The sequence below is a fragment of the Alkalihalobacillus pseudalcaliphilus genome, assembly GCF_028610675.1.
Classification (GTDB): Bacteria; Bacillota; Bacilli; order Bacillales; family Bacillaceae_D; genus Alkalihalobacillus; species Alkalihalobacillus pseudalcaliphilus.
The window spans coordinates 1,192,705-1,216,506 of sequence record NZ_JAQQWS010000001.1 but is presented as its reverse complement, the minus strand read 5'-3'; the positions used below and the strand labels follow the sequence as shown (position 1 = coordinate 1,216,506).

The 23,802-nt window shown below is 37.4% G+C and carries 25 protein-coding genes; 18 read left to right on the top strand and 7 right to left on the bottom strand.

What is annotated here, in order from left to right:
- Position 1: 1 nt before the first annotated feature.
- Complete coding sequence (locus tag PQ479_RS06130) at positions 2-919, bottom strand: peptidylprolyl isomerase (protein WP_047988558.1); 918 nt, start codon at positions 917-919, stop codon at positions 2-4.
- Between the two features lie 244 nt (positions 920-1,163).
- On the opposite strand from PQ479_RS06130, the gene PQ479_RS06125 reads away from it, so the two are divergent.
- Together PQ479_RS06125 and PQ479_RS06120 are read left to right on the top strand one after the other, a co-directional pair.
- Positions 1,164-1,247 carry a YjcZ family sporulation protein gene (locus PQ479_RS06125; protein WP_081939220.1) on the top strand — a complete coding sequence of 28 codons (84 nt, stop codon included), beginning with the start codon at positions 1,164-1,166 and terminating at the stop codon, positions 1,245-1,247.
- An 86-nt stretch (positions 1,248-1,333) separates the two neighbouring features.
- Positions 1,334-1,423 (top strand): YjcZ family sporulation protein, encoded by a 90-nt coding sequence (locus PQ479_RS06120; protein WP_047988559.1) that lies wholly within the window; start codon positions 1,334-1,336, stop codon positions 1,421-1,423.
- 81 nt (positions 1,424-1,504) lie between these two features.
- Here PQ479_RS06120 and PQ479_RS06115 read toward each other — a convergent pair whose 3' ends face one another.
- Positions 1,505-1,684 (bottom strand): hypothetical protein, encoded by a 180-nt coding sequence (locus PQ479_RS06115; protein ID WP_047988560.1) that lies wholly within the window; start codon positions 1,682-1,684, stop codon positions 1,505-1,507.
- A gap of 188 nt (positions 1,685-1,872) precedes the next feature.
- Between PQ479_RS06115 and PQ479_RS06110 the strand changes: the two genes are divergently transcribed.
- Positions 1,873-2,439: a YpmS family protein gene (locus tag PQ479_RS06110; RefSeq protein WP_047988561.1), complete on the top strand. Its 567-nt coding sequence runs from the start codon at positions 1,873-1,875 to the stop codon at positions 2,437-2,439.
- A gap of 644 nt (positions 2,440-3,083) precedes the next feature.
- Here the strand turns inward: PQ479_RS06110 and PQ479_RS06105 are convergent.
- Positions 3,084-3,680, bottom strand: a complete 597-nt coding sequence (locus PQ479_RS06105; protein WP_047988562.1) for an HTH-type transcriptional regulator Hpr — start codon at positions 3,678-3,680, stop codon at positions 3,084-3,086.
- 189 nt (positions 3,681-3,869) lie between these two features.
- Entirely contained in the window at positions 3,870-4,178 is a 309-nt protein-coding gene (locus tag PQ479_RS06100; protein WP_047988563.1) for a YtxH domain-containing protein, read from the bottom strand.
- 75 nt (positions 4,179-4,253) lie between these two features.
- Between PQ479_RS06100 and PQ479_RS06095 the strand changes: the two genes are divergently transcribed.
- Entirely contained in the window at positions 4,254-4,460 is a 207-nt protein-coding gene (locus PQ479_RS06095) for a hypothetical protein (protein WP_047988564.1), read from the top strand.
- On the opposite strand, the gene serC is transcribed toward PQ479_RS06095, so the two are convergent.
- Positions 4,447-5,547 (bottom strand): 3-phosphoserine/phosphohydroxythreonine transaminase, encoded by a 1,101-nt coding sequence (gene serC / locus PQ479_RS06090; protein ID WP_047988565.1) that lies wholly within the window; start codon positions 5,545-5,547, stop codon positions 4,447-4,449. The two genes, PQ479_RS06095 and serC, sit on opposite strands and share 14 nt — an antisense overlap.
- A gap of 179 nt (positions 5,548-5,726) precedes the next feature.
- On the opposite strand from serC, the gene PQ479_RS06085 reads away from it, so the two are divergent.
- A complete protein-coding gene (locus PQ479_RS06085) occupies positions 5,727-6,188 on the top strand; it encodes a GNAT family N-acetyltransferase (RefSeq protein WP_047988566.1) in 462 nt (153 codons plus the stop codon).
- 48 nt (positions 6,189-6,236) lie between these two features.
- Here the strand turns inward: PQ479_RS06085 and PQ479_RS06080 are convergent, their stop codons facing one another.
- Positions 6,237-6,665, bottom strand: coding sequence for an HIT family protein (locus PQ479_RS06080; protein ID WP_047988567.1), 429 nt, complete (start codon positions 6,663-6,665; stop codon positions 6,237-6,239).
- Between the two features lie 1,130 nt (positions 6,666-7,795).
- Here PQ479_RS06080 and PQ479_RS06075 point away from each other — a divergent pair.
- Genes PQ479_RS06075 through PQ479_RS06065 form a run of 3 tightly spaced genes read left to right on the top strand, consistent with a single transcriptional unit; the run spans position 7,796 to position 10,498 of the window.
- A complete protein-coding gene (locus tag PQ479_RS06075; RefSeq protein WP_047988568.1) occupies positions 7,796-8,539 on the top strand; it encodes an ABC transporter ATP-binding protein in 744 nt (247 codons plus the stop codon).
- Positions 8,536-9,756 (top strand): ABC transporter permease, encoded by a 1,221-nt coding sequence (locus PQ479_RS06070; protein ID WP_047988569.1) that lies wholly within the window; start codon positions 8,536-8,538, stop codon positions 9,754-9,756. The genes PQ479_RS06075 and PQ479_RS06070 overlap by 4 nt, the downstream gene beginning before the upstream one ends.
- Before the next feature lie 13 nt (positions 9,757-9,769).
- On the top strand, positions 9,770-10,498 hold the full coding sequence (locus tag PQ479_RS06065; RefSeq protein WP_047988570.1) for an EcsC family protein: 729 nt from the start codon (positions 9,770-9,772) through the stop codon (positions 10,496-10,498).
- 555 nt (positions 10,499-11,053) lie between these two features.
- On the opposite strand, the gene PQ479_RS06060 is transcribed toward PQ479_RS06065, so the two are convergent.
- Positions 11,054-11,767 carry a cytochrome c biogenesis CcdA family protein gene (locus PQ479_RS06060; RefSeq protein ID WP_047988571.1) on the bottom strand — a complete coding sequence of 238 codons (714 nt, stop codon included), beginning with the start codon at positions 11,765-11,767 and terminating at the stop codon, positions 11,054-11,056.
- Between the two features lie 251 nt (positions 11,768-12,018).
- On the opposite strand from PQ479_RS06060, the gene PQ479_RS06055 reads away from it, so the two are divergent.
- The 10 genes from PQ479_RS06055 (at position 12,019) to hemY (ending at position 23,710) form a co-directional block, all read left to right on the top strand.
- Positions 12,019-12,420, top strand: a complete 402-nt coding sequence (locus PQ479_RS06055; protein WP_047988572.1) for a hypothetical protein — start codon at positions 12,019-12,021, stop codon at positions 12,418-12,420.
- Positions 12,421-12,455: 35 nt separating this feature from the next.
- Positions 12,456-13,100: a PspA/IM30 family protein gene (locus PQ479_RS06050; RefSeq protein ID WP_047988573.1), complete on the top strand. Its 645-nt coding sequence runs from the start codon at positions 12,456-12,458 to the stop codon at positions 13,098-13,100.
- Between the two features lie 61 nt (positions 13,101-13,161).
- A complete protein-coding gene (locus PQ479_RS06045) occupies positions 13,162-14,019 on the top strand; it encodes a DUF4097 family beta strand repeat-containing protein (RefSeq protein WP_047988574.1) in 858 nt (285 codons plus the stop codon).
- Between the two features lie 30 nt (positions 14,020-14,049).
- The gene (gene liaF, locus PQ479_RS06040) at positions 14,050-15,069 is read left to right on the top strand and encodes a cell wall-active antibiotics response protein LiaF (RefSeq protein WP_053070381.1); all 1,020 of its coding nucleotides are present in this window, start codon (positions 14,050-14,052) and stop codon (positions 15,067-15,069) included.
- The gene (locus tag PQ479_RS06035) at positions 15,066-16,115 is read left to right on the top strand and encodes a HAMP domain-containing sensor histidine kinase (RefSeq protein ID WP_053070382.1); all 1,050 of its coding nucleotides are present in this window, start codon (positions 15,066-15,068) and stop codon (positions 16,113-16,115) included. The genes liaF and PQ479_RS06035 overlap by 4 nt, the downstream gene beginning before the upstream one ends.
- A gap of 2 nt (positions 16,116-16,117) precedes the next feature.
- Entirely contained in the window at positions 16,118-16,750 is a 633-nt protein-coding gene (locus PQ479_RS06030; RefSeq protein WP_047988575.1) for a response regulator, read from the top strand.
- A gap of 186 nt (positions 16,751-16,936) precedes the next feature.
- Positions 16,937-19,084, top strand: coding sequence for a transglycosylase domain-containing protein (locus PQ479_RS06025; RefSeq protein WP_047988576.1), 2,148 nt, complete (start codon positions 16,937-16,939; stop codon positions 19,082-19,084).
- A 1,199-nt stretch (positions 19,085-20,283) separates the two neighbouring features.
- Positions 20,284-21,345, top strand: coding sequence for a uroporphyrinogen decarboxylase (gene hemE, locus PQ479_RS06020; protein ID WP_047988577.1), 1,062 nt, complete (start codon positions 20,284-20,286; stop codon positions 21,343-21,345).
- Between the two features lie 17 nt (positions 21,346-21,362).
- Entirely contained in the window at positions 21,363-22,292 is a 930-nt protein-coding gene (gene hemH / locus PQ479_RS06015; RefSeq protein WP_420535528.1) for a ferrochelatase, read from the top strand.
- A complete protein-coding gene (hemY, locus tag PQ479_RS06010) occupies positions 22,292-23,710 on the top strand; it encodes a protoporphyrinogen oxidase (protein ID WP_047988578.1) in 1,419 nt (472 codons plus the stop codon). The genes hemH and hemY overlap by 1 nt, the downstream gene beginning before the upstream one ends.
- Positions 23,711-23,802: the final 92 nt, after the last annotated feature.

Genomic DNA, 23,802 nt, shown 5'->3' with positions numbered 1-23,802 from the left:
TTTATTCTTCGGAAGCTTCCTCAGTGCTCTCTTCTTCTGTAAACAAATCAGTAAACCTTGAATCCTTTACATCGATATCAGCATCAGCTAAAATTTCTTGTAATACTTCCGGACCAGACCTAGCTTGTTGAGCTTCTAAAGTATTTTGAATCTCTTCCTCAAAGTCTTCGTAAGATGTTTTCTTACCCGTTACTTTAATGATATGGAAGCCATACTCAGATTCCACTAAACCACTTGTTTCACCAACTTCTAAAGCAAATGCAGCTTCAGAAAATTCAGGTACCATACGTTCATAAGCGAAATAACCTAATTCTCCACCTCTTGAAGCTGAGCCGTCGATAGAATATTCTTGTGCTAATTCAGCAAAATCCCCACCGTCATTTAATAGTTGTAATACTTCTTCAGCTTCCTCTTCTTCAGTGACTAGGATATGACTTGCTTCAATTTGCTCACCATAAAGATTTTGGTTCTCTTCATAATAGGCTTGTTTGTCTTCCTCCGTAACTTCTACGTCCTTTTTGGCTAATGCGTCAATAATAAGTGGAGGAATGATATAACCGTCGACGAATTCCTCAATGGTATCAACAGCGATACCATTTTGTGCAGCAACTAATTCAAGTAACTCTTCATCTGATTCAGCTTGAAAATTTGTTTTTAAATACTCGAGTTCTTCATCAATTTCTTCTTGAGTAATACCAGAGTTCTCACGTTGATCGTGAATTGCTTTTAACTGAACAAGCTCTGTTAATGTCATCTCACCGTAACGTTCTTTTAAGAGTTCTACAAACTCTCCTTCTGTAATTTCCGTTCCATTTACGACAACAACGACTGTATCATCATTGGCTGTATCATCATTTGTACAGGCGGCAAGCATGGCGAAAGCAGCTAGTCCAACGGCTGATAATATGTATTTCTTCATTAATTTCACTCCCCTATATTTAGGTCGACTCCATAAATGTAATCACAGCATTAACTATACCATAAATAGTTAAATTATAAAAAGTATTTCATGAAGAATTAGAAAATCCATGGAGATGAATGCTAAACGTATGGACAAAAGCTGAAAAGAATCTGGATTTTCGCCTTAATTTGGGTCATTCGCCCAGTACATAAAGAAGGCATTTGCATAAGATATCCTAACAAAGCACAGAGGAGGTGTTATTATGTCTCACGCATACCAAGGTGGATTTGCGTTGATCGTTGTATTGTTCATCTTATTAGTCATTGTAGGTGCAGCTTGGTTGTAAGCTGGCGACGACATCTCTTTTTTTTGGAGTAATCAATCACATAGCTTCAACTAAACTAATTAAAATACACTAAGGAGGATTTTACTATGGGTTATGCATACGGAAATAGTGGATTCGCGTTAATCGTTGTACTTTTCATCTTATTAGTTATCATCGGTGCTTCTTGGGTTTTCTAATAGATGAATCTTAAAGAAAAAGAGTGAGCCCAAAAATGCGGCATCACTCTTTTTCTTTTTTCTTTCCGAACTAGCATTGACTTACGTAAAAAATATTTTGACATACGTCGATGTTAATAAAATAGTCATTAGAATATTAATCGTTCGAAATACCTGGGGTTGTTTTTCGGCAGGAATTTCTCGACGTTCACATAATGCATCGGTCATTGAGTTCATTGAATACAAAATAAAGACCGCAAATAGAATGATAAAGAAGACCATTCGTCTGCCTCCAGTCTAGCCATTGATAGTTAAACTTTATCAAAAATAGTCAAAAAAAGATAGAGATATGCTATGATTTCTTATATTATCCTATGGTAATCTCTAGAATCATAGAAATTGTTTAAACAAACATATCTCATTACAAATTGGGGTATAGGACTTTAATTGGTGTAAAAGGGGGCAGTTGGATGAAAAATAGGTGGAAATTAGCTTTTTCGGTCTTGTTCATTTTTAATATCATTGTTGGTATAAGCCTTTTTCTATTTGTAAGAAGTTTGAGTGTAGATGGAGATTTTGCATCCTACACGGAGCAGCCTATAGAAGGAGAGACATTATTAGAAGTAAGCAGTAATAAAGAACGATTGCTCCATCTTATACATACTGCTGACATCGATGCGGATTATGAATTTGAGGTCGATTTTGAAGGAGAACGAGTTAGGTACGATTCAACGATCGCAATCCTAGGTCAGCAAATTGGCTATTCGATTTTTTTGACGCCAGAAGTTTCAGAGTATGGTAATCTTTCCCTTTATGTGGAACAAGTACAAGTGGGCTTCTTTGATGTGCCAGTGAGTATGATATTATCTGGCTTAGGAAGTGCCGCTGATTTTCCTGATTGGGTAATTTCCGATCCGGGAAATGAGAGGATACTAGTCCAAATTACAGAGATAGAATTAGGGGAATCCTATTTCTTACGACTTAAGGAATTCAATCTCGCGGAGGACCAAATACAAATGGAGCTAGTAGCAAAATAGGTAATAAACAGTATTATATTAAAATAGAAATCAAAGAACAAAAAATACCATAAATAAAAGAACACCCAACTTCTTGTACGTTTTTATCACCACTTTTGTGAGTGACTGCTGTTTACGAGGTTTACTAAGAAGATGCCACGTGGTTAACTTTGTTTTGAACTATCGTAGAGATGTTTAACATATTGTTTTAATCAATTTTTAATCTTTCATTTTCACGAATGGTAGTGGAATTCTATTTGACTATGAAAGGAAGAAAAAAAGGGGCAACCTGGCAGAAATGAGAGCCATTGTGGGCACAGGTTACCTCAGTGCAACATTAGACCACAGTATGATTTACAAAACGCACATGGCGAAGTCCGATTCAGTTCGCCATCAACAAATACGAAACCAGGATTTTGCCCTTAACTTGAGGCTGTTCATTCACTTTGTTTTTTGTTGTCAATCAATTAAAGGAATGTTTTAATTGTTTTTGAACTAGAGAATGTAGGTTAACCTAGCGGAAAAAAATATGTGGAGATTCTCGCGGAGTGCCACCCAGCAGGACGCGGATCATAATTTTGGTAGCGACGAGCAACGCTCTATGTTCGCACTAACTTTCAAACAAAAAAGAAGTCGTGGACATGAACGACTTCTTTCTTTTTGGCTTATTTTGTTGCTTCTAGGAGTTGAGCGACAGTTTCGTGTGGCTCCGGCTTTTTTAATTGACCGTCGTTATCTATGAAATCATGTTCTAGTTTCATTAAGGATTGTTCGAATGTATCGACGAATTCTGAGCCATATAAATGCCTCACAATACTTATTATTTCTGAGAATTCAGGGAACTTCCCGTATAATTCCTTAATTGGTAACGCCCCTTCAAAGATGCTATACGTATTTAACTCATAAGCCTCCATTGTTTTTACAAACAAATCGCGGCCTTCTTCTGTTAAGCATACGTATGTATTACGCTTATCAGTATCTTTTTTTGAAAAGGTTAAATAACCTTTCGCTTCTAATTTTTTGGAAAAATTAAAGGCTGTAGATACATGCATAACACCAAATTTAGCAATGTCAGAAATGGCGGCGCCATCCAACTGATAGGCAAGCCATAAAATATGATGCTCATTAATATTAAGGTCAAAAGGTTTAATCCATTTCTGCCAATCCTTTTCTACTGATTTCCATAACGCTTTGCTAAGCTGAGCAACCTTATGGCTAAAAAGTAAGGATTGTAATAATGTACTGGATTGGTGATGCTCCATTTTTCTCCTCCCATCCAAAAAGTTCACTTTTTCTGTGTCTTTTACATATAAAATTATAGCTGAATATTTTCACTTCTTATTATGACAAGAAATGAAGAAAAAAGAAAGAGCAAAACAAGTGTTTAAACAAACTTTTTTGAAAATTTAAATATTTATTGAAGTATAATTAAATGAAAAGTAAATATTTGGTTAACCTTGTTGTTTGTCAAAATTTTCCTTTCGTTTATTCTCAATTGTTTGATTGAGAATTTCTCCAGAAAGGATTTGGTTTTTCCAATTCTCAGCAGCGTGAATTAATTTATGACTTGTGTCACTTATTAATGGGCAAGATGTATCTTGGTGATTGGAAGATGTCGTACTTAGGCCGTTCGTATTGACTAATTGGTCATGTAGTTTACTTCTAAGCACTTTTCCAGAATAGGGGGCAGTCAGTAGACTACATAAAGCGCCAACACTGACCCCAGTAATTAGTCCAAAGAGATATGATTTAGCTTTCATTGTGACCACCTTTCATTTATAGATAAATTCATGAACGAATCCGACTTCACATATACATGATTAAGGAGGGATTGTATGGATGCATTAATCTTATTAACTCTTGCTGTTTGTTTACTTTCATTATATAGTACAATTTTTATGGTGGCTCAGCTAAAGAAACAGGAGTTTACAGATAAGCAGGTAAGGTGGACGCGTTCTATATATCTTATGTTAGCTATCACAATTATTGCAGCTATCTTGACGATATGGTTAATCATTTTTTATTTTTTTAAAGGCTTGTAGATGTACGTGCCTCTTTTTTAAAACGAATCATCAAATCTCGTAAGGCGATACACGCTTCGAGTGGAACAGCATTGTAAATGGAAGCACGACAACCACCTACAGAACGATGACCTTGCAATCCGATAAAACCTTGTTCCTCGGCAACCTGGAGAAACTGCTTGTTCAGTTCCTCCGTTTGCAAATTGAAGGTAATATTCATTAAAGAGCGGCTATCATTTGTTGCATGTCCTAAATAGAAACCATCACTTTCATCTATTACTTCATAAATGATTTGAGCCTTCTCTTCGTTTCTTTGTGCTATTGATGAAGTACCGCCACATTCTTTTACCCAGGTTAAAACTTGATTTAACATGTAGATAGAAAAGGTTGGTGGTGTATTGTATAAAGAACTTGCTTGAATATGAGTTTGATACTGAAGTATAGTTGGTATTTTTGAAACATCTTTCTGAAGGATGTCTTTTTTTATAATAACGACTGTGACTCCAGAAGGGCCTAAGTTTTTCTGAGCACCTGCATAAATGAGACCGAATTTGGTTATATCAATTGGTTTGGAAAGAATATCACTCGACATATCTGCAATTAATGGAGCATGTGTGATGGTGGGAAATTGCTGATATTGAGTGCCATAGATTGTATTATTGGATGTAATGTGAAAATAGGCATCCTTTTCATTTGTCGCAAAAGAAGGTATGGTTGGGATTGAGCGATATCCTTCCTCTTTGCTAGATGCAACGATTTTTGTTTTACCAATGAGACTGGCTTCTTTATAGGCTTTTTCTGACCAAGAACCTGTTAATAGATAATTTCCGACTTTCTCCTCTTCTAGGAGATTCATCGCAAGCATAGTAAATTGCAGGCTCGCCCCACCTTGCAGAAATAAGACTTCATATTGATCAGGAATTTGGAGCAGCTCTTTGAGGAGCTGTATCGCTTGATAATGAACTTCCTCGTAAGGTTTACTTCTGTGACTGATTTCCATGACAGACATACCTGTTTTTTGAAAATTAATTAGTTCTGATTGTGCTCTTTCTAAGGCGGTCTTTGGTAATGCAGATGGACCTGCATTAAAGTTATAAATTTGGTTCATCCTCTCCACTCCCTTGTTAAAATAACTCCTCTTCTGTTTGTATAAGAGGGAATACTATTAGATTACGCATATCGTACCATACTTCTTTTGAAAATAATTGTGTTTTTTTGTTATTTTCAGAATTTAATTCACTTGATATAATGGGAGTAACTGGTAGTGTTGTGAAGGGAGAAAGGGTAATGGAAATTATTAAGGTGGATAAAGAGGCTGCTCACTTTCGGGATGCGGTCAAGAAATATTGGCAGGTATGGGGTGACGAAGATAACTATACCTTTTACGAAGACTGTATGAAGCACTCTCATGAAACAAAAGATGGAATTCCGAGCTTTTATATAGGAACTGATCAAGGTCAAATTGTTGCCACATTTGCTTTGATTCGAAATGACCTCAATAGTAGACAGGATCTATTCCCTTGGCTTGCTTGTTTATATGTCGATGAGAATTATCGCGGCAGTCGAGTGGGGTTTCAGCTCCTGGACTATGCACGCCGTGTTGCTGGGCAATTGGGCCATGAAACACTTTTTTTAACCACTGATTTGGACGGTTATTATGAAAAGGATGGTTGGGAAAATATCGGTAAAGCTTTTGGTGTAGGTGGTGGCTCTATTAAAGTATACGCTAAAGGAACAATGTTAGATTAGATGGAAAAAAGCTAAGCCTAACAATAGGGGGCTTAGCTTTTTTGACATTTACATATAAGAGGCAATGGCATCGGACATTTTTTTCAAATCCTCACTGCTATATTCCGAACCGTGCTCTTTCCAAACGGCTCCGAATCCGTCGCCTTTACCGTAACGAGGTAAGAGGTGAAGGTGATAATGGAAAACGGTTTGACCAGCTAAATCTCCATTATTATTAACAATATTGAGACCCTCTAGTTTAAATGTTTTCTTAAGGGCATTTGCGATTTTAGGTACTGTTTGAAACAGCTTACTAGAAACATCGGGCGTAAGTTCGAAAACATCCTTTTGGTGAGCTTTTGGGATTACTAAGGTGTGACCTTCTGTTACTTGGCTAATATCAATAAAAGCTAAAACATCCTCATCTTCGTAAACCGTTGCAGAAGGAATTTCTTTGTTTATAATTTTACAGAAAATACAATTTGGATCATGTGCCATACTATCCTTCCTTTCTATACTTACAGTTTTATATATTAACTATAAACGAGTTTTTTGATTGTTTGCAAGTAATCAGAGAAGTTGAATAAACGTTCATGTAGGTAATGCTAGATTATGTATGTGATTTAGTTATGGAGTGGAAAGGGGACCGATGTGGAGCAAATGGAGATGCCAATGCGGAGCAAATGAAAATACGCAGCAATGAAGTCAAAAAAGAGCCAACAATACGGCGTAAGTGAATAAGAGAGTCAATTTGATATCAAAAAAGCCCGTATTCAACACGGACATTTATCCATCCTGATTTTAGCTTTTGACTTCAATAATGTTCATTTAGTTTACTTTTTAACTGTTGGCATTTCGTTCAATTTGGTTTCGTTCTTTTTCAATTAAAAAAATGTAAGATTGGTTTGTGAACTTGAGAATGAGCAATAACCCAGCGGAGCATGATTTTCGATAGCAGTAAGCAAAGCTCCGCATATGGGCATCAGCAGTAAATTTTATATAAAACTCCTAAGATGACGCCTGCTTCACTTCGCCATCAACAAAAATGAAAGTGGTTTTTAGCTCTTTGACTGTGGTATTTCAATTAATAAGAGAAGTGGGTGAGTAACGTCACGATAAGAACCCAACGTGTCCATTATTCAAAGGAAGAGGAAGAGTAAAGTCGTGAAAAGGCCAGAACGTGACAGTTACTCGTGGCCAGAGGAAGAGTAAAGTCACGAAAAGGCCCAAACATGACAGTTGTTTTTTTGATTAATTTGATTTTGTTCTTTTTCATTTTAAAAGAATGGTGTTAGATTGTGTTGTGAACTTGATAATTAGCAGTAACCCAGCGGGCGAGTCATCCGGAGGCTCTCGCGGGACGTAGTGGAGGGCTGAAATCCACTGGCAAAGTCAGTTAGTTCTGCACCACCCCGCAGGACATGGAGCCTGATTTTCTTTAGCGATGAGTAGAACTCCACATACCAGCATTAAGCAACTTTCATATAAAAGTTAAAGTTAATTGGATAAAATATGTAGAAGTGCTAAACTATTGATTAAGAAATGGTTGAAGATTTGAAGGTCAATCACATGATATCAGAGAATTACTTATATGGCATATTTGTTCATCAATGACTAGGGGGTAAATCATGAGCGAAGTTTTGAAGATACAACAATTAACAGGGGGATATCACCCAAAAAGACCGGTGCTTCATAATGTGAACTTTGAAGTGAATAAAGGGGAAATTGTTGCCTTAATTGGATTAAATGGTGCGGGCAAGAGTACGACGATTAAGCATATTTTAGGTCTACTAGATGCAACGAGTGGATCGGTGACTATCAATGAATTATCTTTTCAAGCGAATAAAAATGATTATAGACAATCCTACGCATATATTCCTGAAACACCCATTTTATATGATGAGCTTACTTTATGGGAACATCTTGAATTAACTTCATTAGCTTATGGAATTGAGGGGAATGTTTTTAAAGAACGTGCTGAAAAGCTGTTAAAAGAATTTAGAATGACGAAAATGAAAAAATGGTTCCCAAGTCATTTTTCTAAAGGGATGAGGCAAAAAGTAATGATTATGAGTGCTTTTTTGACAGACCCTCCTGTTTATATCGTGGACGAGCCTATTGTTGGCTTAGATCCTGTAGGAATTCAATCCTTCTTAGATTTAATTTCTAGTGCCAAAAATCAGGGAGCTGCAGTATTAATGTCCACACATATTCTTGCCACTGCTGAGCGTTACTGTGATCGCTTTGTTGTTTTACATCAGGGAGAGGTCGTGTTGACGGGAACCTTAGAAGAAATGAGAAGTGAACTTGGCAAACCTCAAGCAACGTTAGATGAAATATATCTTGAAATGACAAAGGATGAACAGTCATGAGAGATGGAATGAGCTTATGGAAAGGCAGAGTACAAGGCTTTTGGACTGAAGCCATGCGCTATATTCGGCTAATAGCTAACAGTGGTTTCCTTTTTACAATTTATATCTTACTTTTAATTGGAAGCTCTTATTATAGCCAAGTCTTACAGCAGTTACCGGAAAACTTTCCGACATTAACGATATTTGTTGTGGTTTTTTCATTATTATTAACAAGAAGCCGTGTGAGGACTTTTCTTAAATATCCTGATATTGTCTTTCTTTTACCATATGAATCAAAACTAGACCGCTATTTTAGAGCTTCACGGCTTTATTCTTTTGCTTGGCATGTGTTCTATATATTTGCTGTTTTTGTTGTCCTTTCACCACTTTTTCAATTGAGGTTAGGGGAGGAAGCAGGAGCATTCTTTTATGTGTTCTTCCTTTTGATAGTAAGTAAATTTTGGAATATACAAGGCTTTTGGTCTGAACAGCGTCTTGCAACAGCAGGAGAGAGATGGAGCCATGCCTTCTTGCGCTTATGCATTAATTTAGTATTTACATACCTTGTTTTTTCAGGAGCACCACTTGCTTACATGCTCGGTTTATTTGTTTTAATGGCAGTTATCTGGTTCTTCTATTATCAAGGGTTAGAGAAAAAACTAACCTTAAAGTGGGACCACTTAATTGATTTAGATGAAAGAATGGTGATGACCTTTTATCGAATTGCAAATGCGTTCGCTGATGTTCCGAAGCTGCGAGACAAGGTGAAGGAAAGACGTTATTTGAACTCAATCATCACCTATTTAGTGGGGAGAAATCGAACCGTGTATACGTATTTATTTGCCCGTTCGTTTATTCGTGCGAATGATTACTTAGGTATTTACATTAGACTCGTTCTAATTGCGACCTTGTTTATATACGGTTTCCAAATCAATTGGGTGCAAGCTGTTCTACTTTTATTATTTATGCATATGGTGATGATGCAACTATCAACACTATGGTTTCATTATGATACGAATATGTGGGTTGATTTATATCCTTTAAAGGATGAAGAGAAAAAAGCAGCTTTAACACAAATTAGTTTTCGGTTAATGTTATTAATGACGTTCTTTCTATTTGCGGTCTTACTTGTGGCGGCAGAGGTTTTGGTAGCTGTATTATTGCTACTAATTGGTTTAGTTTTTAGCTATGTAGGTAGTCATTATATTATTCACCGTCGCAAGCGTAGAAAAGTGTAAGGGAAGGTGAGTTATGGTATACGATGATGTAGCGAGTGAAGAACTGGCACGTTGGAGAAGGAAGGTTAGAAAAAATCCTTCCATGACAAGTAAGTTGACAAAGCAGTGGCAAAATAAATTCAATGGGATAATCCCTGAAAAAGTCCATACAGTTGTGACGACTAGTATTAAAAATATGGTGCAAGCAACGATTTATGGAACAGAAGTAACAAGTAAGCATCAACCTCTTGAAGCTCTCACATTTCAAGAACAGGAAGAAAAAGCAAAGGCTTTAATTGAACGCTATAAAAAAACCGCCGCTTTAGAAGGAGCGGGTACGGGATTTGGTGGAATCTTGTTAGGTATGGCCGATTTCCCTTTGCTGTTAAGCATTAAAATGAAATTCCTTCATGACATGGCCACCGTATATGGCTATGATGTTCGTGATTATCGGGAAAGATTGTTTTTATTAATGATTTTTCAATTAACTTTTTCGAGTGGTGAAAAACGACAAGCGATGTTAACGAAGGTGGAGACGTGGGAAAAAGATCGCCTTCTATTACCGGATGAGGATAAGTATGTTGAACATATTGATTGGAAAGAGTTTCAACTATCCTATCGTGACTATATTGACATCCCGAAAATGTTACAGCTTATCCCAGGCTTTGGTGCGATTGTGGGAGCAACGATTAACTACCATTTTCTAGACCTATTAGGGGAAGTCGCGATGAATTGCTATAGGATTAGAAGATTTGAAGGCTAAAATCTATCCATAACCCGCTAAAACACCTTTCCATCAGCGGCTGCTGTGATATGTGCTGCATAGGCTGTTATTGGTAGTGGTGCTATGAATAATGCGGTAAAGTGTACGAATCAATTTTAAATATTGAATAGGTGATTTGATGCACAAAATTTTGGCGATCTTGATTTTAGGAACCGGTTTAATTGGTAGTGTTTTAATGGCGTATGTCGTTCAGTTGTTTACCGCCGATAGGAAATATGTCGAAGATGGGTACGGCTGTATTAGCATTAGCTTTTGTTATAGTCGCTGTCTCAGCACTAGTATTACGTCAGCGAATAGATGAAAAAAGAGTGGTTTAAAGGAATGGACAAACTTGTCTATTCCTTTTTTTTTATGAATTTGTTTTTTTGATTGTTGGCTCTTCTTTCATTTTAAATGAATCGTGTAAGAATGTTTCTGAGCTTTAGGATTAATAGTAAGCCAGAGGAACATAATTTTGGTAGCGACGAGTAGCGCTCCATGATCGCACTAACTATCATAAAAAAACCACCTGTGTAGGTAGCTTTTTCGTCGTTATTAAATTTTAAATGGCGTGAATTGTGATAAGAACATCGATAAGCGATAAAATTGCCCACTAACGAGTAATAAACCTAATACAATCATAATTACACCACTAGCTTTTTGGATGCGTGGTAACCATTTGTGAAACTTACGAAGCTTATCAATCGACTTAGAATATAACAAACCAACAAGTAGGAATGGTAAACCAAGTCCCATTGAATAAATGAATAAATAAAACATGGCCTGACTCACTTCCGCCATGGAAGCCATATAAAGAATCGCCGATAAAATTAAGCCGATACAAGGAGTCCATGCCGCAGCAAATAATAACCCTAATAATAATGAGCCTGTAAAGCTTGATCCTTGCTTAGGTTTCTTGGCGATTCTTTTTTCGCTTAATAGCATTTGTAATGAAATAATCCCAATCATTTGTAATCCAAAAACAATGATAATGATACCACCGACTCGTTCAAATAATTGACGATATTCTAAGAATAAATTTCCGATAAATGTAGAGGAAGCCCCCATAAGTAAAAAAATCACCGTAAAGCCGGCGATAAAACCTAAACTTCTCGTCACAATTAATTTGGTTGATGCATGAATTTTATTATCACTAATCGATGCCCCAGTTAATTGAGCTAAATAAGCAGGGATTAATGGGAAAATACAAGGTGAAAAAAAGGAAGCAAGTCCTGCTAAAAAAGCTAAACCGACCGTTACTTCAATCATTCAAGTTCCTCCTAAATATATATTTACAAATTATTAATATGTAGGTCATCCATTTTGTAGACATGGTTCGGTTCTATTATAGCCGACAGAGTTAATAAAACCAAAGTAAACTGTAAACATTCACGAAAAGATCACAGAAGTCTGAGAGAAAGATCAGCCCTAAGGCTGAGTGAAAAACATGCTCGAGCTCGGCTTCAAATATTCTATTCTTGCTTAAAATAAGAGTAAGTTAAGAAAAGGAGGGGAGTTACATGAATAAAGCAATCAAAATCGTTGGTGGCGGATTTCTCATTTTTATTGGTCTATCCGTAATTTTAGGTTTACTGGGCATTCATTTAGGAGGACTTCTAGGAGTGATAATTGGTGCAGCCCTTCTCTACTGGGGTTACTCACGGTGGGAAGAAACCGGGCAGTGGAGCTTTAGTACCATTGTCATTATCGCACTCGGAGCACTCATCTTATTTGGTGGGATTGGGGGATTATTCAGCTTATTACTCGGAGCGCTATTCCTTTATGGTGGTTATCGCTTAATTGTTTCTAAAAAAACCAATCCAGATGTATTTGAATCAGACTTTAAAGAAGAAAGTAGCTTTAAGTCGAAACGAAAATATGATTCATTTGATGATGAGTTTGATCGTTTAATGAATAAATAAAACATGAATAAAATAAAAAAATGGAGGTTTTACAAATGGCATTTACACGTATTAAGAGATATCTTTTTGCAACCATTCATGAAGGTTTAGATAAAGTGGAGGACCCAGTTATTATGGTGAAGCAATATTTACGTGAATTAAAGGAAGAAATTCAAAAAAAGGAAAAAGCAATTGATAAGCAAGAGCACATGCAATATACTTTGGAGCGAGATAAGCGTGAGGCAGAAGCCATTGTTGAAAAGCGCGACCATCAAGCTAAACAAGCCATTGATGCGAACGAAGAAGGCTTAGCCAAAAAGGCTTTATTAAGCAAACGTGAAGCCTATGAGGAAGTCATTCGTTATCAAGAATTGCTAGAGGCAAGCTCTGAACATATCGTAGAGCTCAAAAAAGGAATTGAGCTTTTACAAAAGAAGTATCAACAATTACGAGATAAAAGAATGGAGCTTGAGTTAAGGAAAGAAGCTACTTTAGCTAATCATGAGCTGAAGAAATCGATGCAACGCCATTCTTATCGTAACCTTGAGAGAAGTTTTCATCATTTAGAAGATGAGCTTGATGAAAATGAGTGGAAGTGGAGAAGTAAACAAGAACAAATGGATGGACCTACTCACTTTGATGAGGAAATTGAGCACGAATATAAGCAATTAATAGAGGCAAAAAATCGTCAAGAGGTGTAATATGGAGAAGTGGTAGAACTTGTTTCTACCACTTCATACTTGCTTATTTGGAGGGGCGCTTGTGAAAAAGGTTTTTGGATTTATATTTATTTTAGTAGGTTGTGTCATAATTATGGCGGTTATTGGTATACCTTTTTTTAATCAAACTGCCGAACTTGATTCTGTTGAAGTCAGTGGAAATGATTTTCAAACGATTTCAATCAAATCAACTTCTATTGACCTTGAAGTGCGTGAGTCTAATGGAAACGAGATTTACGTTGAATTAGTTAATCCTAAAAAAAATCAGCATTTAGAAGTGAATGAAAGTCGTGATGATTTAACGATTGAGACGAAAGAAAGAACAAGATTTCAATTTTTTAACTTTTCTAAAGATGATACCGAACTCATTGTTTATTTACCAAGTGATTTGGATGCAGAATTGGATTTAATTACGGTTTCAGGTGACATTCAACTCATCGATTCTTTACAATTACGTACAGCTTTTATGAAAACAGTTTCTGGAACGATTGAAAGTAAGAATCAACTGAATGCGAAAGAACTTGAAGTGGTTACTGTTTCTGGTAATGTACAACTTAGCCATTTTAATGGTGAGTCACTGGATTTTAAATCGACATCTGGTGATATTGAAATGAATGATGTAACTGGTGAATTAGCAGGTAAAACGGTTTCTGGAAATGTTTCCGTACAGTTTTTGGGTGAAAATCAAGGTCTAGATATCGGCTCGACATCAGGAGGTATTATTGTCCATGTAGAGCAACCAAATATGGAATTCGAAATGCGTACGACATCCGGAAACTTAGTTGTTTCTCATGACTTACATGATCATAGTACATCTAATCGTGATATTTCTGGTAAAATAGGAACGGGTGATTACTTCGTTCAATTACGAACGACATCTGGTGGTATAGAAATACGTTAAAATAGAAACAACAAGAGAGGAGGCGGAGAAATGTCGAAAAAATCGCTGTTTGGATTAATCATCATCATCATTGGTGCGATCATGCTACTTAATATCTTTTTTGCATTTACCGGCTCTTTATTGGCTCCGCTACTCTTTATTGTCATCGGATATTATTTTTATCAAAAAGGGCATCGATTTTTAAGCTCCCTCTTTTTTATTTTAAGTGGTATTTTAATCTTTGATGAATTTTTTGATTTAAATTTTTTAGCTTTATTATTTGCTGGGTTATTTATCTACTATGGTTGGCAGTTACTTAACGGTGCTCCTAAGCATAAACAGAACAAAAGTAAAAGAAAGAGAAGCAAGACACGACAAGAGAACCCGTATCAAACCACATATACATCTGAAAGAGATAAAGAAAAGTCGAGTAAGGATGACGTAGAGGCAACTTGGTATGATGAATTGGATGAAGACCTAGCGGCTTTAGAGGATGAAATAGAGAGTTTGACGGATGAGCTTGATTTCTATGAAGAGCAAATTGAAGAGTCACCATGGGGTGATGAGGATACAGAACGTGATAAAAGGAGAAACGTAAGAAGAAAGAGAATGGCACATGAGGAAAATCATTTCAATCATAAGGACGAAACGTTCAGACAAAACGATACGTCTGATCGAAATCACTTTCAATCCAGCTATGATCCGATTATTAAGCGGCATATTTTAGGTGATATTCGCTATAAGCGTCGAGAGTTTGAATTAAAGGATATGACTATTTGGAATGGTATTGGTGATGTGAAAGTTGATTTATCACGAGCAATTATACCTGAAGGTGAGCATATTATTATCATTCAAGTGATAGTCGGCCAAATAGATATATATATACCTGAGGATTTACAAGTGGCGATTCAAGCTTATTCTCTTATCGGTGACGTGGCCATCTTTCATGAAAAACATAGTGGCTTTAATAAGCAGATTCACGTTGCAGATCCGAGTTATAAACAGTCACCAAGAAGGGTTAAATTAATTTTGAATACATTAATTGGTGAAGTTAGGGTGAGGTCGATATGAAAAAGCGCTTAGCAAGAATGCGATGGCAATTTATTCGCTTTCATATTCTTATTAGCTTGTTGACCGTTTTACTCACCCTTATTATCTTTACCTATGAAGAATCTAGGGGATTACTCGTTGTTTTTGATCGGAAGCTATTAGAGATCCCGATTTTTTTCTGGTTTCTTGTATTGTTTATCATTGTAGGAGGAATAGGTGGTTTTATTCAGGCTGATGGAATCAAGAAGCGTATTGATCTATTATTAGATGGAGCTGTTCGTTATGCTAGGGGCTCCTTTAGTCATCGAATGGATGTTCAAGGTGATGATGAAATATCTGAATTAACAGAACAGATGAATGATATGGCAAGTCATATTGAAGAACAGGTCGCCTCCCTACAACGATTGTCGCAAGAGCGAGTTCAGCTTCAAGATACGATTAAGAAAACAGCTGTAACGGAGGAAAGGCAACGGTTAGCGCGAGATTTACATGATGCCGTGAGTCAGCAGCTATTTGCCATTTCAATGATGATGGCAGCGATCAAACAAAGTACTATACATCTAGATGAATCTTTACAGAAGCAAGTTCAGTTAGTTGAATCAATGGCCAATGCGGCTCAAGCGGAGATGCGGGCATTATTATTACATTTACGTCCAGCACATCTTGAGGGTAAGGATTTAAAGGAAGGTCTTGAACAATTATTTATTGAGCTTAAACAAAAGCAAAAGCTTGAGGTTATAAGTGAAATTCGTTTAGTGGATAAGCTACCAAAAGCGATTGAAGAACAATTATTTAGGTTGACACAGGAAGCATTGTCCAATATATTACGTCACGCACAAGCAGATAAAATCGAGTTTCATATACGGGAAGTGAACCAAGAATTAAAAGTGAAAATTATTGATAATGGAATTGGTTTTAATCTTTCTGAGGTGAATCAAGGATCGTATGGCTTACAGACGATGAAGGAAAGGATGAATGAAATCGGTGGTACCTTACATATTATAACGGTTCCAGAAAAAGGTACCCAAATTGAAGTAAAGATTCCAATCGCTTGGAGGGGAGAGTAAATATGATTCGTGTTTTATTAGTCGATGATCATGAGATGGTTAGAATGGGGTTAAGTGCTTTTTTATCAACTCAATCTGATTTAGAAGTTGTTGGTGAGGCACCGAATGGGGAAGAAGGGGTAAAAAAGGCACTTCAGTTAAAACCTGATGTCATATTAATGGATTTAGTTATGGAGAAAATGGACGGAATAGCGGCTACAGCTGCTATTACAAAAAAATTACCCACAGCAAAAATTATTGTACTAACAAGTTTTATTGATGACGAAAAAGTATATCCAGTTATTGAAGCGGGTGCTTTTAGCTATTTATTAAAAACATCTAATGCTCCAGAAATAGCGAGTGCGATTAGGGCGGCTGCAAAAGGTGAGGCTGTGGTCGAGGCGAAAGTGACCAATAAAATGATGACAAGAATGCGGCAGGCAAAGGAAGAGAAATTACACGAACAATTAACACCAAGGGAATTAGACGTTTTACGGTTAATTGGTGACGGAAAAACCAATCAAGAAATTGCCGATATGTTGTACATAGGCATTAAAACGGTCAAAACTCATGTGAGTCACATATTAGATAAGTTACATTTAGATGATCGCACGCAAATTGCGATTTATGCCCATCGTCAAGGCTTAGTTCAATGATGGGTCGAACTAAAGGTGAATGGATGATTATGAATAAGCCTTCCTTTTATTAAGCAGAATGATTCCGAGACCGGAGTGATTCTGCTTTTTGTTATTGTCGTCGTTTGATTAAAAATAAGTGAAACATTTTGATAGATTTGTCGTATATACATATACTAAAGAGTGAGGTTTGTGAGGAGGGGTGTTATGAAACGTAAACTATTCCTAGTGGGTTCTTTAGTCATGCTTACATTAATGATTGCCTTTATAAGCTATTTATTTATTATATTATTTGGAAATTATGCGATTGATGAGGAACAGCTACAATTTAATGAAACTAGTGTTATTGTTGATCAATCCGGAGAGACTATCAGTAAATTATTTATAGAGAATCGAGACGTTGTAACCATTGAACAGATTCCTGAACATATTAAGCATGCATTTGTAGCTGTAGAGGATGTGCGCTTTTATGAACATCATGGCTTTGACTTACGAGCTATTGGTCGTGCGCTGTATCGCGATATTTTAGCGGGTGCAAAGGTTGAAGGAGGTAGTACGTTAACACAGCAACTTGTGAAAAATGTCTATCTCTCTAATGAAAAGTCGTGGCTTAGAAAAACGAAAGAAGTTTTAATTGCCATTAATGTGGAAAGAAGATATAGCAAAGATGAGATATTGACGATGTATTTAAATAGTATTTATTTTGGTCACGGTAATTATGGGATCCAAACAGCTTCTCAATACTTTTTTAATAAAGATGTGAACGAATTAACTGTAGAAGAAGGGGCGTTACTTGCCTCTATTCCTAAGGCACCTTACCATTATTCGCCTGTAGTAGACAAAGAAAAAAGTGGGGAGCGAAGAAACCTGGTATTAGCTTTAATGGCCCAGCACGGGTTTATTTCTGACAAAGAAAAAGAGAAACATCAGGCTGCTGAGATTCGTTTGGATATTCAGGAAAGCGAAGAACAACAAGCTTATTATACGTACCTCGATATGGTTATTGCTGAAGCCAGTGAAAAATATAATATTACTAGTGAGGAATTACTCACAAATGGTTATCAGATTGTTGCACCGATTGATCAAACTCTTCAAAAACAAGCGTATCAAGTCATCCAAGATGAAAGGTACTACCCAGAAGGAAGCACGGACGCAGAAAGTGCTTTTGTCTTGATGGATACTGAAACGGGTGGGGTACTGGCTGTTCAAGGTGGTAAGGAATATGTACGCCTTGGCTTGAACAGGGTTAACGTAAAGAGGCAACCTGGTTCTACTTTAAAGCCCTTATCTGTATACGCACCCGTTATGGAAAAAGGGGATTACCATCCATATTCTCTCGTCAATGATGAAGAAATGACATTTGCAGGAGGGTATGCGCCGAAAAATGCAGGTGGTATATACCGAGGAGAAATTACGGTCTATGAGGCTTTAACACACTCAAGTAATGTACCAGCAGTTTGGTTGTTAAATGATATGGGAATTGATACGTCATTGGATTATTTACAGAAATTTGGTTTTCATATCGATGAACGTCAATTAGGCATTGCTTTAGGAGGTTTGAATGAAGGAGTTACTCCATTCGAGTTAACAAAGGCTTATCGAGCATTTGCTGCTGAAGGTAAAATCATTGAACCTTATTTTATCGAAAAAATTTATGACTCAGGTGGACATTTGATTGCGGAGAATAAATCTGAAGAAAAGGAAGTCATAAGTGAACAGACGGCTTGGGATATGACTCGTATGCTTGAATCGGTCGTGGAGCAAGGAACAGGAACAGCTGGCTTCTCTCAGAACTCATTAGCGGGGAAAACTGGGACGACTTCTTTTGAAGGTGTGAGTGGTGGAACGAGAGATGCTTGGTTTGTCGGTTATAATCAAGAGGTTGTTGGAGCGATGTGGCTGGGATATGACCGAACAACAGAGGACTCGTATTTAACAGGCGGGAGTTCTTATCCGACTAAAATGTTTAAGGAAATCCTTAATGAATCTCCTAGTCATTTTCAGCAGGTTGCTTGGAGGGTACCTAGTACCGTTGACGATCTTGAACCTCCTGTAAAACTACCAGAGGTAAATGATTTAGTGGCAATTCAATCTTTTGGTGGTGAAGGGCTAGTGAGTGTGGCATTATCGTGGAGTGCTTCAGAAGATAGTCGCGTTCAATATCGCGTGTATGAGGTGAACGGCGAGGAAAGAACGTTATTGTCTACGGTTGTCGGTGGCAATTTCTATTATCAACCAAAGTTGAATATTTTTTCGACAAGTCACTATGAGGTTGTTCCTTATGATTCCCTCACACATCAGGAAGGAACCCGTTCTAATATAGCTGCATCCGAGTTTAAGTTTGGATTTCATTAAGAAGAAACAGGTATGAGTCGGGGCTCATACCTGTTTTGTATGTAGGTGTACTAAAGATAATATATGCATCTTCCATGATCGCTGCGTGAGTCGGCCACCCCATTCCCTACGCCACCAACAAAGATGAAAGTCATCTATCACCATCTCAACGTTCCATAATGTTTGTGTAGATGCTGGGTCGGGATGACGGAGTATCTACACAAAGAGAAGGTTAATGTGCAGATACGGAGCCCGAATCATGGAGTATCTGCACAAAGAGGTGGTTAATGTGTAGATAAGGAGTCCAACCCAAGGAGTATCTGCACAAAGAGGTGGTTAATGTGCAGATAAGGAGGCAAAACCTTGGAGTATCTGCACAAAGAGGTGGTTAATGTGCAGATAAGGAGTCCAACCCAAGGAGTATCTGCGCACAAAGAGAGGGTTAATGTGCAGATAAGGAGCCCGAATCATGGAGTATCTGCACAAAGAGAGGGTTAATGTGCAGATAAGGAGCCCGAATCATGGAGTATCTGCACAAAGAGGTGGTTAATGTGCAGATACTGAGGCAAAACCTTAGAGTATCTGCACAAAGGGGTGGTTAATGTGCAGATACTGAGGCAAAACCTTGGAGTATCTGCACAAAGGGGTGGTTAATGTGTAGATAAGAAGTCCAAATCATGGAGTATCTGCACAAAGGAGTGGTTAATGTGCAGATACTGAGGCAAAACCTTGGAGTATCTGCACAAAGGGGTGGTTAATGTGTAGATAAGGAGTCCAACCCAAGGAGTATCTGCACAAAGGGGCGGTTAATGTGTAGATACGGAGCCCAAATCATGGAGTATCTGCACAAAGGGGTCATTCATGTGTAAGTAGGGTATCGTTTGTTATAGCGGTGCTTTTATGGCTTTTGATTGGATGTTTTTATTTTCTTTTTTTGGATAAAATAATAGAGTTGGAAAAAATTACGAGCGAATATTTCCTTTTTATAGGAGGACTTTGCATATCAATTCACAAACTTCTTTTAATCGTCTAAAATAGAATAATCATTATTAATAAAGAATGAGTAAAAACGGAACAATTTATGACAGTTCGCGAAAAGACTATACAAGCTTGGCTTAGAACTTTATAGTAGTACATGTTGAAAGTTTTTTGTCGGTTACGAACGAATGATAGTCGTTCGAACATAGTAAATTGTACATAGTGCTGCAAATGATTAAGGGATGGTGTTTGTTTTGGAGAAAACGTTTAATGATTCATTTTTAAAAGCCTGTTTAGGTCAAGAACATGACCGTGTACCTGTATGGTATATGAGACAAGCAGGGCGCTCACAGCCAGAATATCGCAAAATTAAAGAGACGCATTCACTTTTTGATATTACTCATGATCCTGAGCTTTGTGCGTACGTGACAAAGCTACCTGTTGATCAATATGATAATGACGCGGCGATTCTTTATAAAGATATCATGACGCCATTACCAGCAATAGGTGTTGATGTGGAAATCAAAGCTGGAGTTGGTCCAGTTATTTATAATCCAATTACTTCTAAGGCTGATGTAGAGCGACTTGGAGAAATTTCACCTGAGCAGGATGTACCTTATGTTCTTGAGACGATTAAGCTTCTCCGTGAACAATTAACGGTTCCTTTAATTAGCTTTGCAGGTGCACCTTTTACAACAGCAAGTTATATGATTGAAGGAGGCCCATCGAAAAACTACCATAAAATGAAAGCTTTTATGTATGGACAACCAGATGCTTGGTTTTTATTGATGGACAAATTAGCAGATACCACAATTACATATGTGAAGGCTCAAATTAAGGCTGGAGCACAGGCGATTCAAATTTTTGATTCATGGGTAGGAACTCTAAATGTTGCGGATTATCGGAAATATGTGAAGCCCGTGATGGAACGTATTTTCCGTGAGTTGAGGGAAGAGAATGTGCCTTTAATTACATTTGGTGTTGGTGCAAGTCATTTAGCTAATGAGTGGAATGATTTACCGGTTGATGTCGTTGGACTTGACTGGAGATTATCGATTGATGAAGCAAGACAGCGCGGTATCAAAAAAACGGTGCAAGGAAATTTAGATCCAGCTATTTTATTATCAAATTGGTCAGTGATTGAAGCGAAAACAAAAGAGATCTTAGACCAAGGGATGAAAACGCCTAACTTTATTTTTAACTTAGGACACGGAGTTACCCCGGAAATTAGTCCGGACACGCTTAAGAAATTAACAGCATTTGTTCATGATTATTCCCAAAATAATAAGAGAGTTACCTATTGAAGGAGATGAGTTTCATCATGAAGAAGAAAACAGGTTTATTAGTTATGGCATACGGAACACCTCGAAAAAAAGAGGAAATTGAACCGTATTATACCCATATTCGTCACGGACGCAAGCCTTCAGAAGAAGCACTTCAAGACTTAACGGATCGTTATGAGGCGATTGGTGGCACAAGTCCGCTTGCAAAAATTACGGAAGAGCAAGCGTCTAACCTTGAACAACATTTAAATGAAATCTTTGAAGACCGTGAATTTAAAGCTTATTTAGGTCTTAAACATATCGATCCTTTTATTGAAGATGCTGTTGCAAGTATGAAAGCAGATGGTATTGAAGAAGCGGTAAGTATTGTATTGGCTCCTCATTTTTCAACATTTAGTGTGAAATCCTATAATGGTAGAGCAAAAGAAGAATCAGAGAAAATGAATGGTCCTGTGATTCATAGTGTCGAAAGTTGGTACAAAGAGCCAAAGTTTATTCAATACTGGTCTGATCAAGTGAAGCAAACGATGGAAAAAGTATCAAAGAAAGATAATACATGTGTTATTTTCTCTGCCCATAGCTTACCTGAAAAAATTATTCAACAAGGAGATCCTTACCCGGAACAGTTGCAAGAGACGGCAGACTTAATTGCAAAAGAATCAGGTATTACGAATTATGCAGTTGGTTGGCAAAGTGAAGGGAATACACCAGAACCTTGGTTAGGACCTGACGTGCAGGATTTAACAAAAGATTTATATGAAAAGCATGGATATTCTGCAATGGTTTATTGCCCAGTAGGGTTTGTAGCGGATCATCTGGAAGTGCTTTATGATAATGACTATGAATGTAAGGTTGTAACAGATGAGCTAGGCATTGATTATTATCGACCTGAAATGCCGAATGCCAAGCCAGAATTTATTGATTGTCTCGCTACTGTTATTGAAAAAAAATTAGCGGAGCAAGCGTAATGAGTGCTACGAGTAAAAAAGTAGCAATTATTGGCGGCGGCATAACCGGACTAGCAGCGGCACATTGTTTACAATCCGCATTAAATCAACAAGAGTTATCATTGGACTATGATGTTTTTGAAGCATCTGATCAGTTTGGAGGCAAAATTCAAACCTTTACGGAGAATGGCTTTGTGATCGAACGTGGTCCTGATTCGTATTTAGCTAGAAAAACGAGTATGACGAGTTTAGCCGAAGCTGTTGGTTTGGCTGATGACCTCATTTACAATGAAACAGGTCAAGCTTTTATACTCAAGGGAAGGAAATTGGAGCCCATTCCAAAGGGAGCTGTGATGGGGATTCCCACAAAATTTGGTCCATTTGTTGAATCAAAACTTCTTAGTCCTTTAGGTAAAGCGAGAGTACTTGCTGATTATTTTTTACCGAAGACAACTTCAGAAGATGAAGATGTCTCAGCTGGTTATTTTTTTAGAAAGAGACTTGGGAATGAAGCTGTTGATTATTTAATCGAGCCACTCTTATCAGGTATTTATGCGGGTGATATGAATCGGTTAAGCTTAAAGGCTACCTTTCCGCAGTTTCAACAACTTGAAAAAAGTCATCGTAGCCTTATGAAAGGAACGAAGATTAACCAAGAGAAAGCAAAGGTTAAACTAGCGGATCAGCAAGGTAAAAAGAAAGGAAACTTTTTAACGTTTCGTCATGGATTAGAATCGTTTGTTTCAGCGATTGTCAGCCACTTGCCTGCCGAAAAGTTACATGTGAATCGTCCACTTACGTCGATTGTTAAGAAGAAAGATGGTTATCAATTAACTTTTGAAAATGGTCGTAAGCTAGACTACGATAATGTGATTGTTACAACACCGCCACACCAAACTGGACAGTTGCTCCAAGGTTATAAGGAGTTTGATTATTTACGTGAAATGGAGCTCTCAACTACCGCAACTGTTGCACTTGCCTATCGGAAAGAAGATGTGAGTAATCCTTTTGATGGTACAGGGTTTGTCGTTTCGAAAAAAAATGATGTATCCATTACGGCTTGTACATGGACTGATAAAAAGTGGCCACATACAACGCCAGAAGGTTATACTCTTTTGAGGTGTTATGTCGGTCGTTACGGTGATTCAGAGATAGTTCACCGCTCGGATGGAGACATTGTCAAGAGTGTGCTAGCTGATTTAGAGCTTGTCATGAATATGAAAGCAGAGCCTCTATTCTTTAAAGTTACAAGATGGCATGAGGCTATGCCACAATATCAAGTCGGTCATCCTTATAAAATTGAAAAGCTGAAGGAAGATTTACATAAAAAGTTTAGTGGTTTATATGTTGCGGGTGCAGCAATAGCAGGTGTAGGTCTTCCAGATTGTATTGATCAAGGAGAAGCGGCGGTTAAAGATATTCTTTTGAAGTATCACTAATTAATCATGAGCCTGATAGGTCTGTCATGCAGGATAGGCATTCTACGTATCTGAGAAAATCTTTTTAGGATAGGGTAATCGTGCAAACGATA

What these genes read in the sequence shown, in the direction of transcription:
- PQ479_RS06110 (WP_047988561.1), top strand. Translation starts at nt 1,873, where the DNA reads ATGAAAAATAGGTGGAAATTAGCTTTTTCGGTCTTGTTCATTTTTAAT.
- PQ479_RS06095 (WP_047988564.1), top strand. Translation starts at nt 4,254, where the DNA reads ATGGATGCATTAATCTTATTAACTCTTGCTGTTTGTTTACTTTCATTA.
- PQ479_RS06075 (WP_047988568.1), top strand. Translation starts at nt 7,796, where the DNA reads ATGAGCGAAGTTTTGAAGATACAACAATTAACAGGGGGATATCACCCA.
- PQ479_RS06050 (WP_047988573.1), top strand. Translation starts at nt 12,456, where the DNA reads ATGGCATTTACACGTATTAAGAGATATCTTTTTGCAACCATTCATGAA.
- PQ479_RS06085 (WP_047988566.1), top strand. Translation starts at nt 5,727, where the DNA reads ATGGAAATTATTAAGGTGGATAAAGAGGCTGCTCACTTTCGGGATGCG.
- hemE (WP_047988577.1), top strand. Translation starts at nt 20,284, where the DNA reads ATGGTGTTTGTTTTGGAGAAAACGTTTAATGATTCATTTTTAAAAGCC.
- hemY (WP_047988578.1), top strand. Translation starts at nt 22,292, where the DNA reads ATGAGTGCTACGAGTAAAAAAGTAGCAATTATTGGCGGCGGCATAACC.
- PQ479_RS06100 (WP_047988563.1), bottom strand. Translation starts at nt 4,178, where the DNA reads ATGAAAGCTAAATCATATCTCTTTGGACTAATTACTGGGGTCAGTGTT.
- PQ479_RS06055 (WP_047988572.1), top strand. Translation starts at nt 12,019, where the DNA reads ATGAATAAAGCAATCAAAATCGTTGGTGGCGGATTTCTCATTTTTATT.
- PQ479_RS06125 (WP_081939220.1), top strand. Translation starts at nt 1,164, where the DNA reads ATGTCTCACGCATACCAAGGTGGATTTGCGTTGATCGTTGTATTGTTC.
- PQ479_RS06120 (WP_047988559.1), top strand. Translation starts at nt 1,334, where the DNA reads ATGGGTTATGCATACGGAAATAGTGGATTCGCGTTAATCGTTGTACTT.
- PQ479_RS06035 (WP_053070382.1), top strand. Translation starts at nt 15,066, where the DNA reads ATGAAAAAGCGCTTAGCAAGAATGCGATGGCAATTTATTCGCTTTCAT.
- serC (WP_047988565.1), bottom strand. Translation starts at nt 5,547, where the DNA reads ATGAACCAAATTTATAACTTTAATGCAGGTCCATCTGCATTACCAAAG.
- PQ479_RS06030 (WP_047988575.1), top strand. Translation starts at nt 16,118, where the DNA reads ATGATTCGTGTTTTATTAGTCGATGATCATGAGATGGTTAGAATGGGG.
- liaF (WP_053070381.1), top strand. Translation starts at nt 14,050, where the DNA reads ATGTCGAAAAAATCGCTGTTTGGATTAATCATCATCATCATTGGTGCG.
- PQ479_RS06105 (WP_047988562.1), bottom strand. Translation starts at nt 3,680, where the DNA reads ATGGAGCATCACCAATCCAGTACATTATTACAATCCTTACTTTTTAGC.
- PQ479_RS06025 (WP_047988576.1), top strand. Translation starts at nt 16,937, where the DNA reads ATGAAACGTAAACTATTCCTAGTGGGTTCTTTAGTCATGCTTACATTA.
- PQ479_RS06080 (WP_047988567.1), bottom strand. Translation starts at nt 6,665, where the DNA reads ATGGCACATGATCCAAATTGTATTTTCTGTAAAATTATAAACAAAGAA.
- PQ479_RS06130 (WP_047988558.1), bottom strand. Translation starts at nt 919, where the DNA reads ATGAAGAAATACATATTATCAGCCGTTGGACTAGCTGCTTTCGCCATG.
- PQ479_RS06070 (WP_047988569.1), top strand. Translation starts at nt 8,536, where the DNA reads ATGAGAGATGGAATGAGCTTATGGAAAGGCAGAGTACAAGGCTTTTGG.
- PQ479_RS06060 (WP_047988571.1), bottom strand. Translation starts at nt 11,767, where the DNA reads ATGATTGAAGTAACGGTCGGTTTAGCTTTTTTAGCAGGACTTGCTTCC.
- hemH (WP_420535528.1), top strand. Translation starts at nt 21,363, where the DNA reads ATGAAGAAGAAAACAGGTTTATTAGTTATGGCATACGGAACACCTCGA.
- PQ479_RS06115 (WP_047988560.1), bottom strand. Translation starts at nt 1,684, where the DNA reads ATGGTCTTCTTTATCATTCTATTTGCGGTCTTTATTTTGTATTCAATG.
- PQ479_RS06065 (WP_047988570.1), top strand. Translation starts at nt 9,770, where the DNA reads ATGGTATACGATGATGTAGCGAGTGAAGAACTGGCACGTTGGAGAAGG.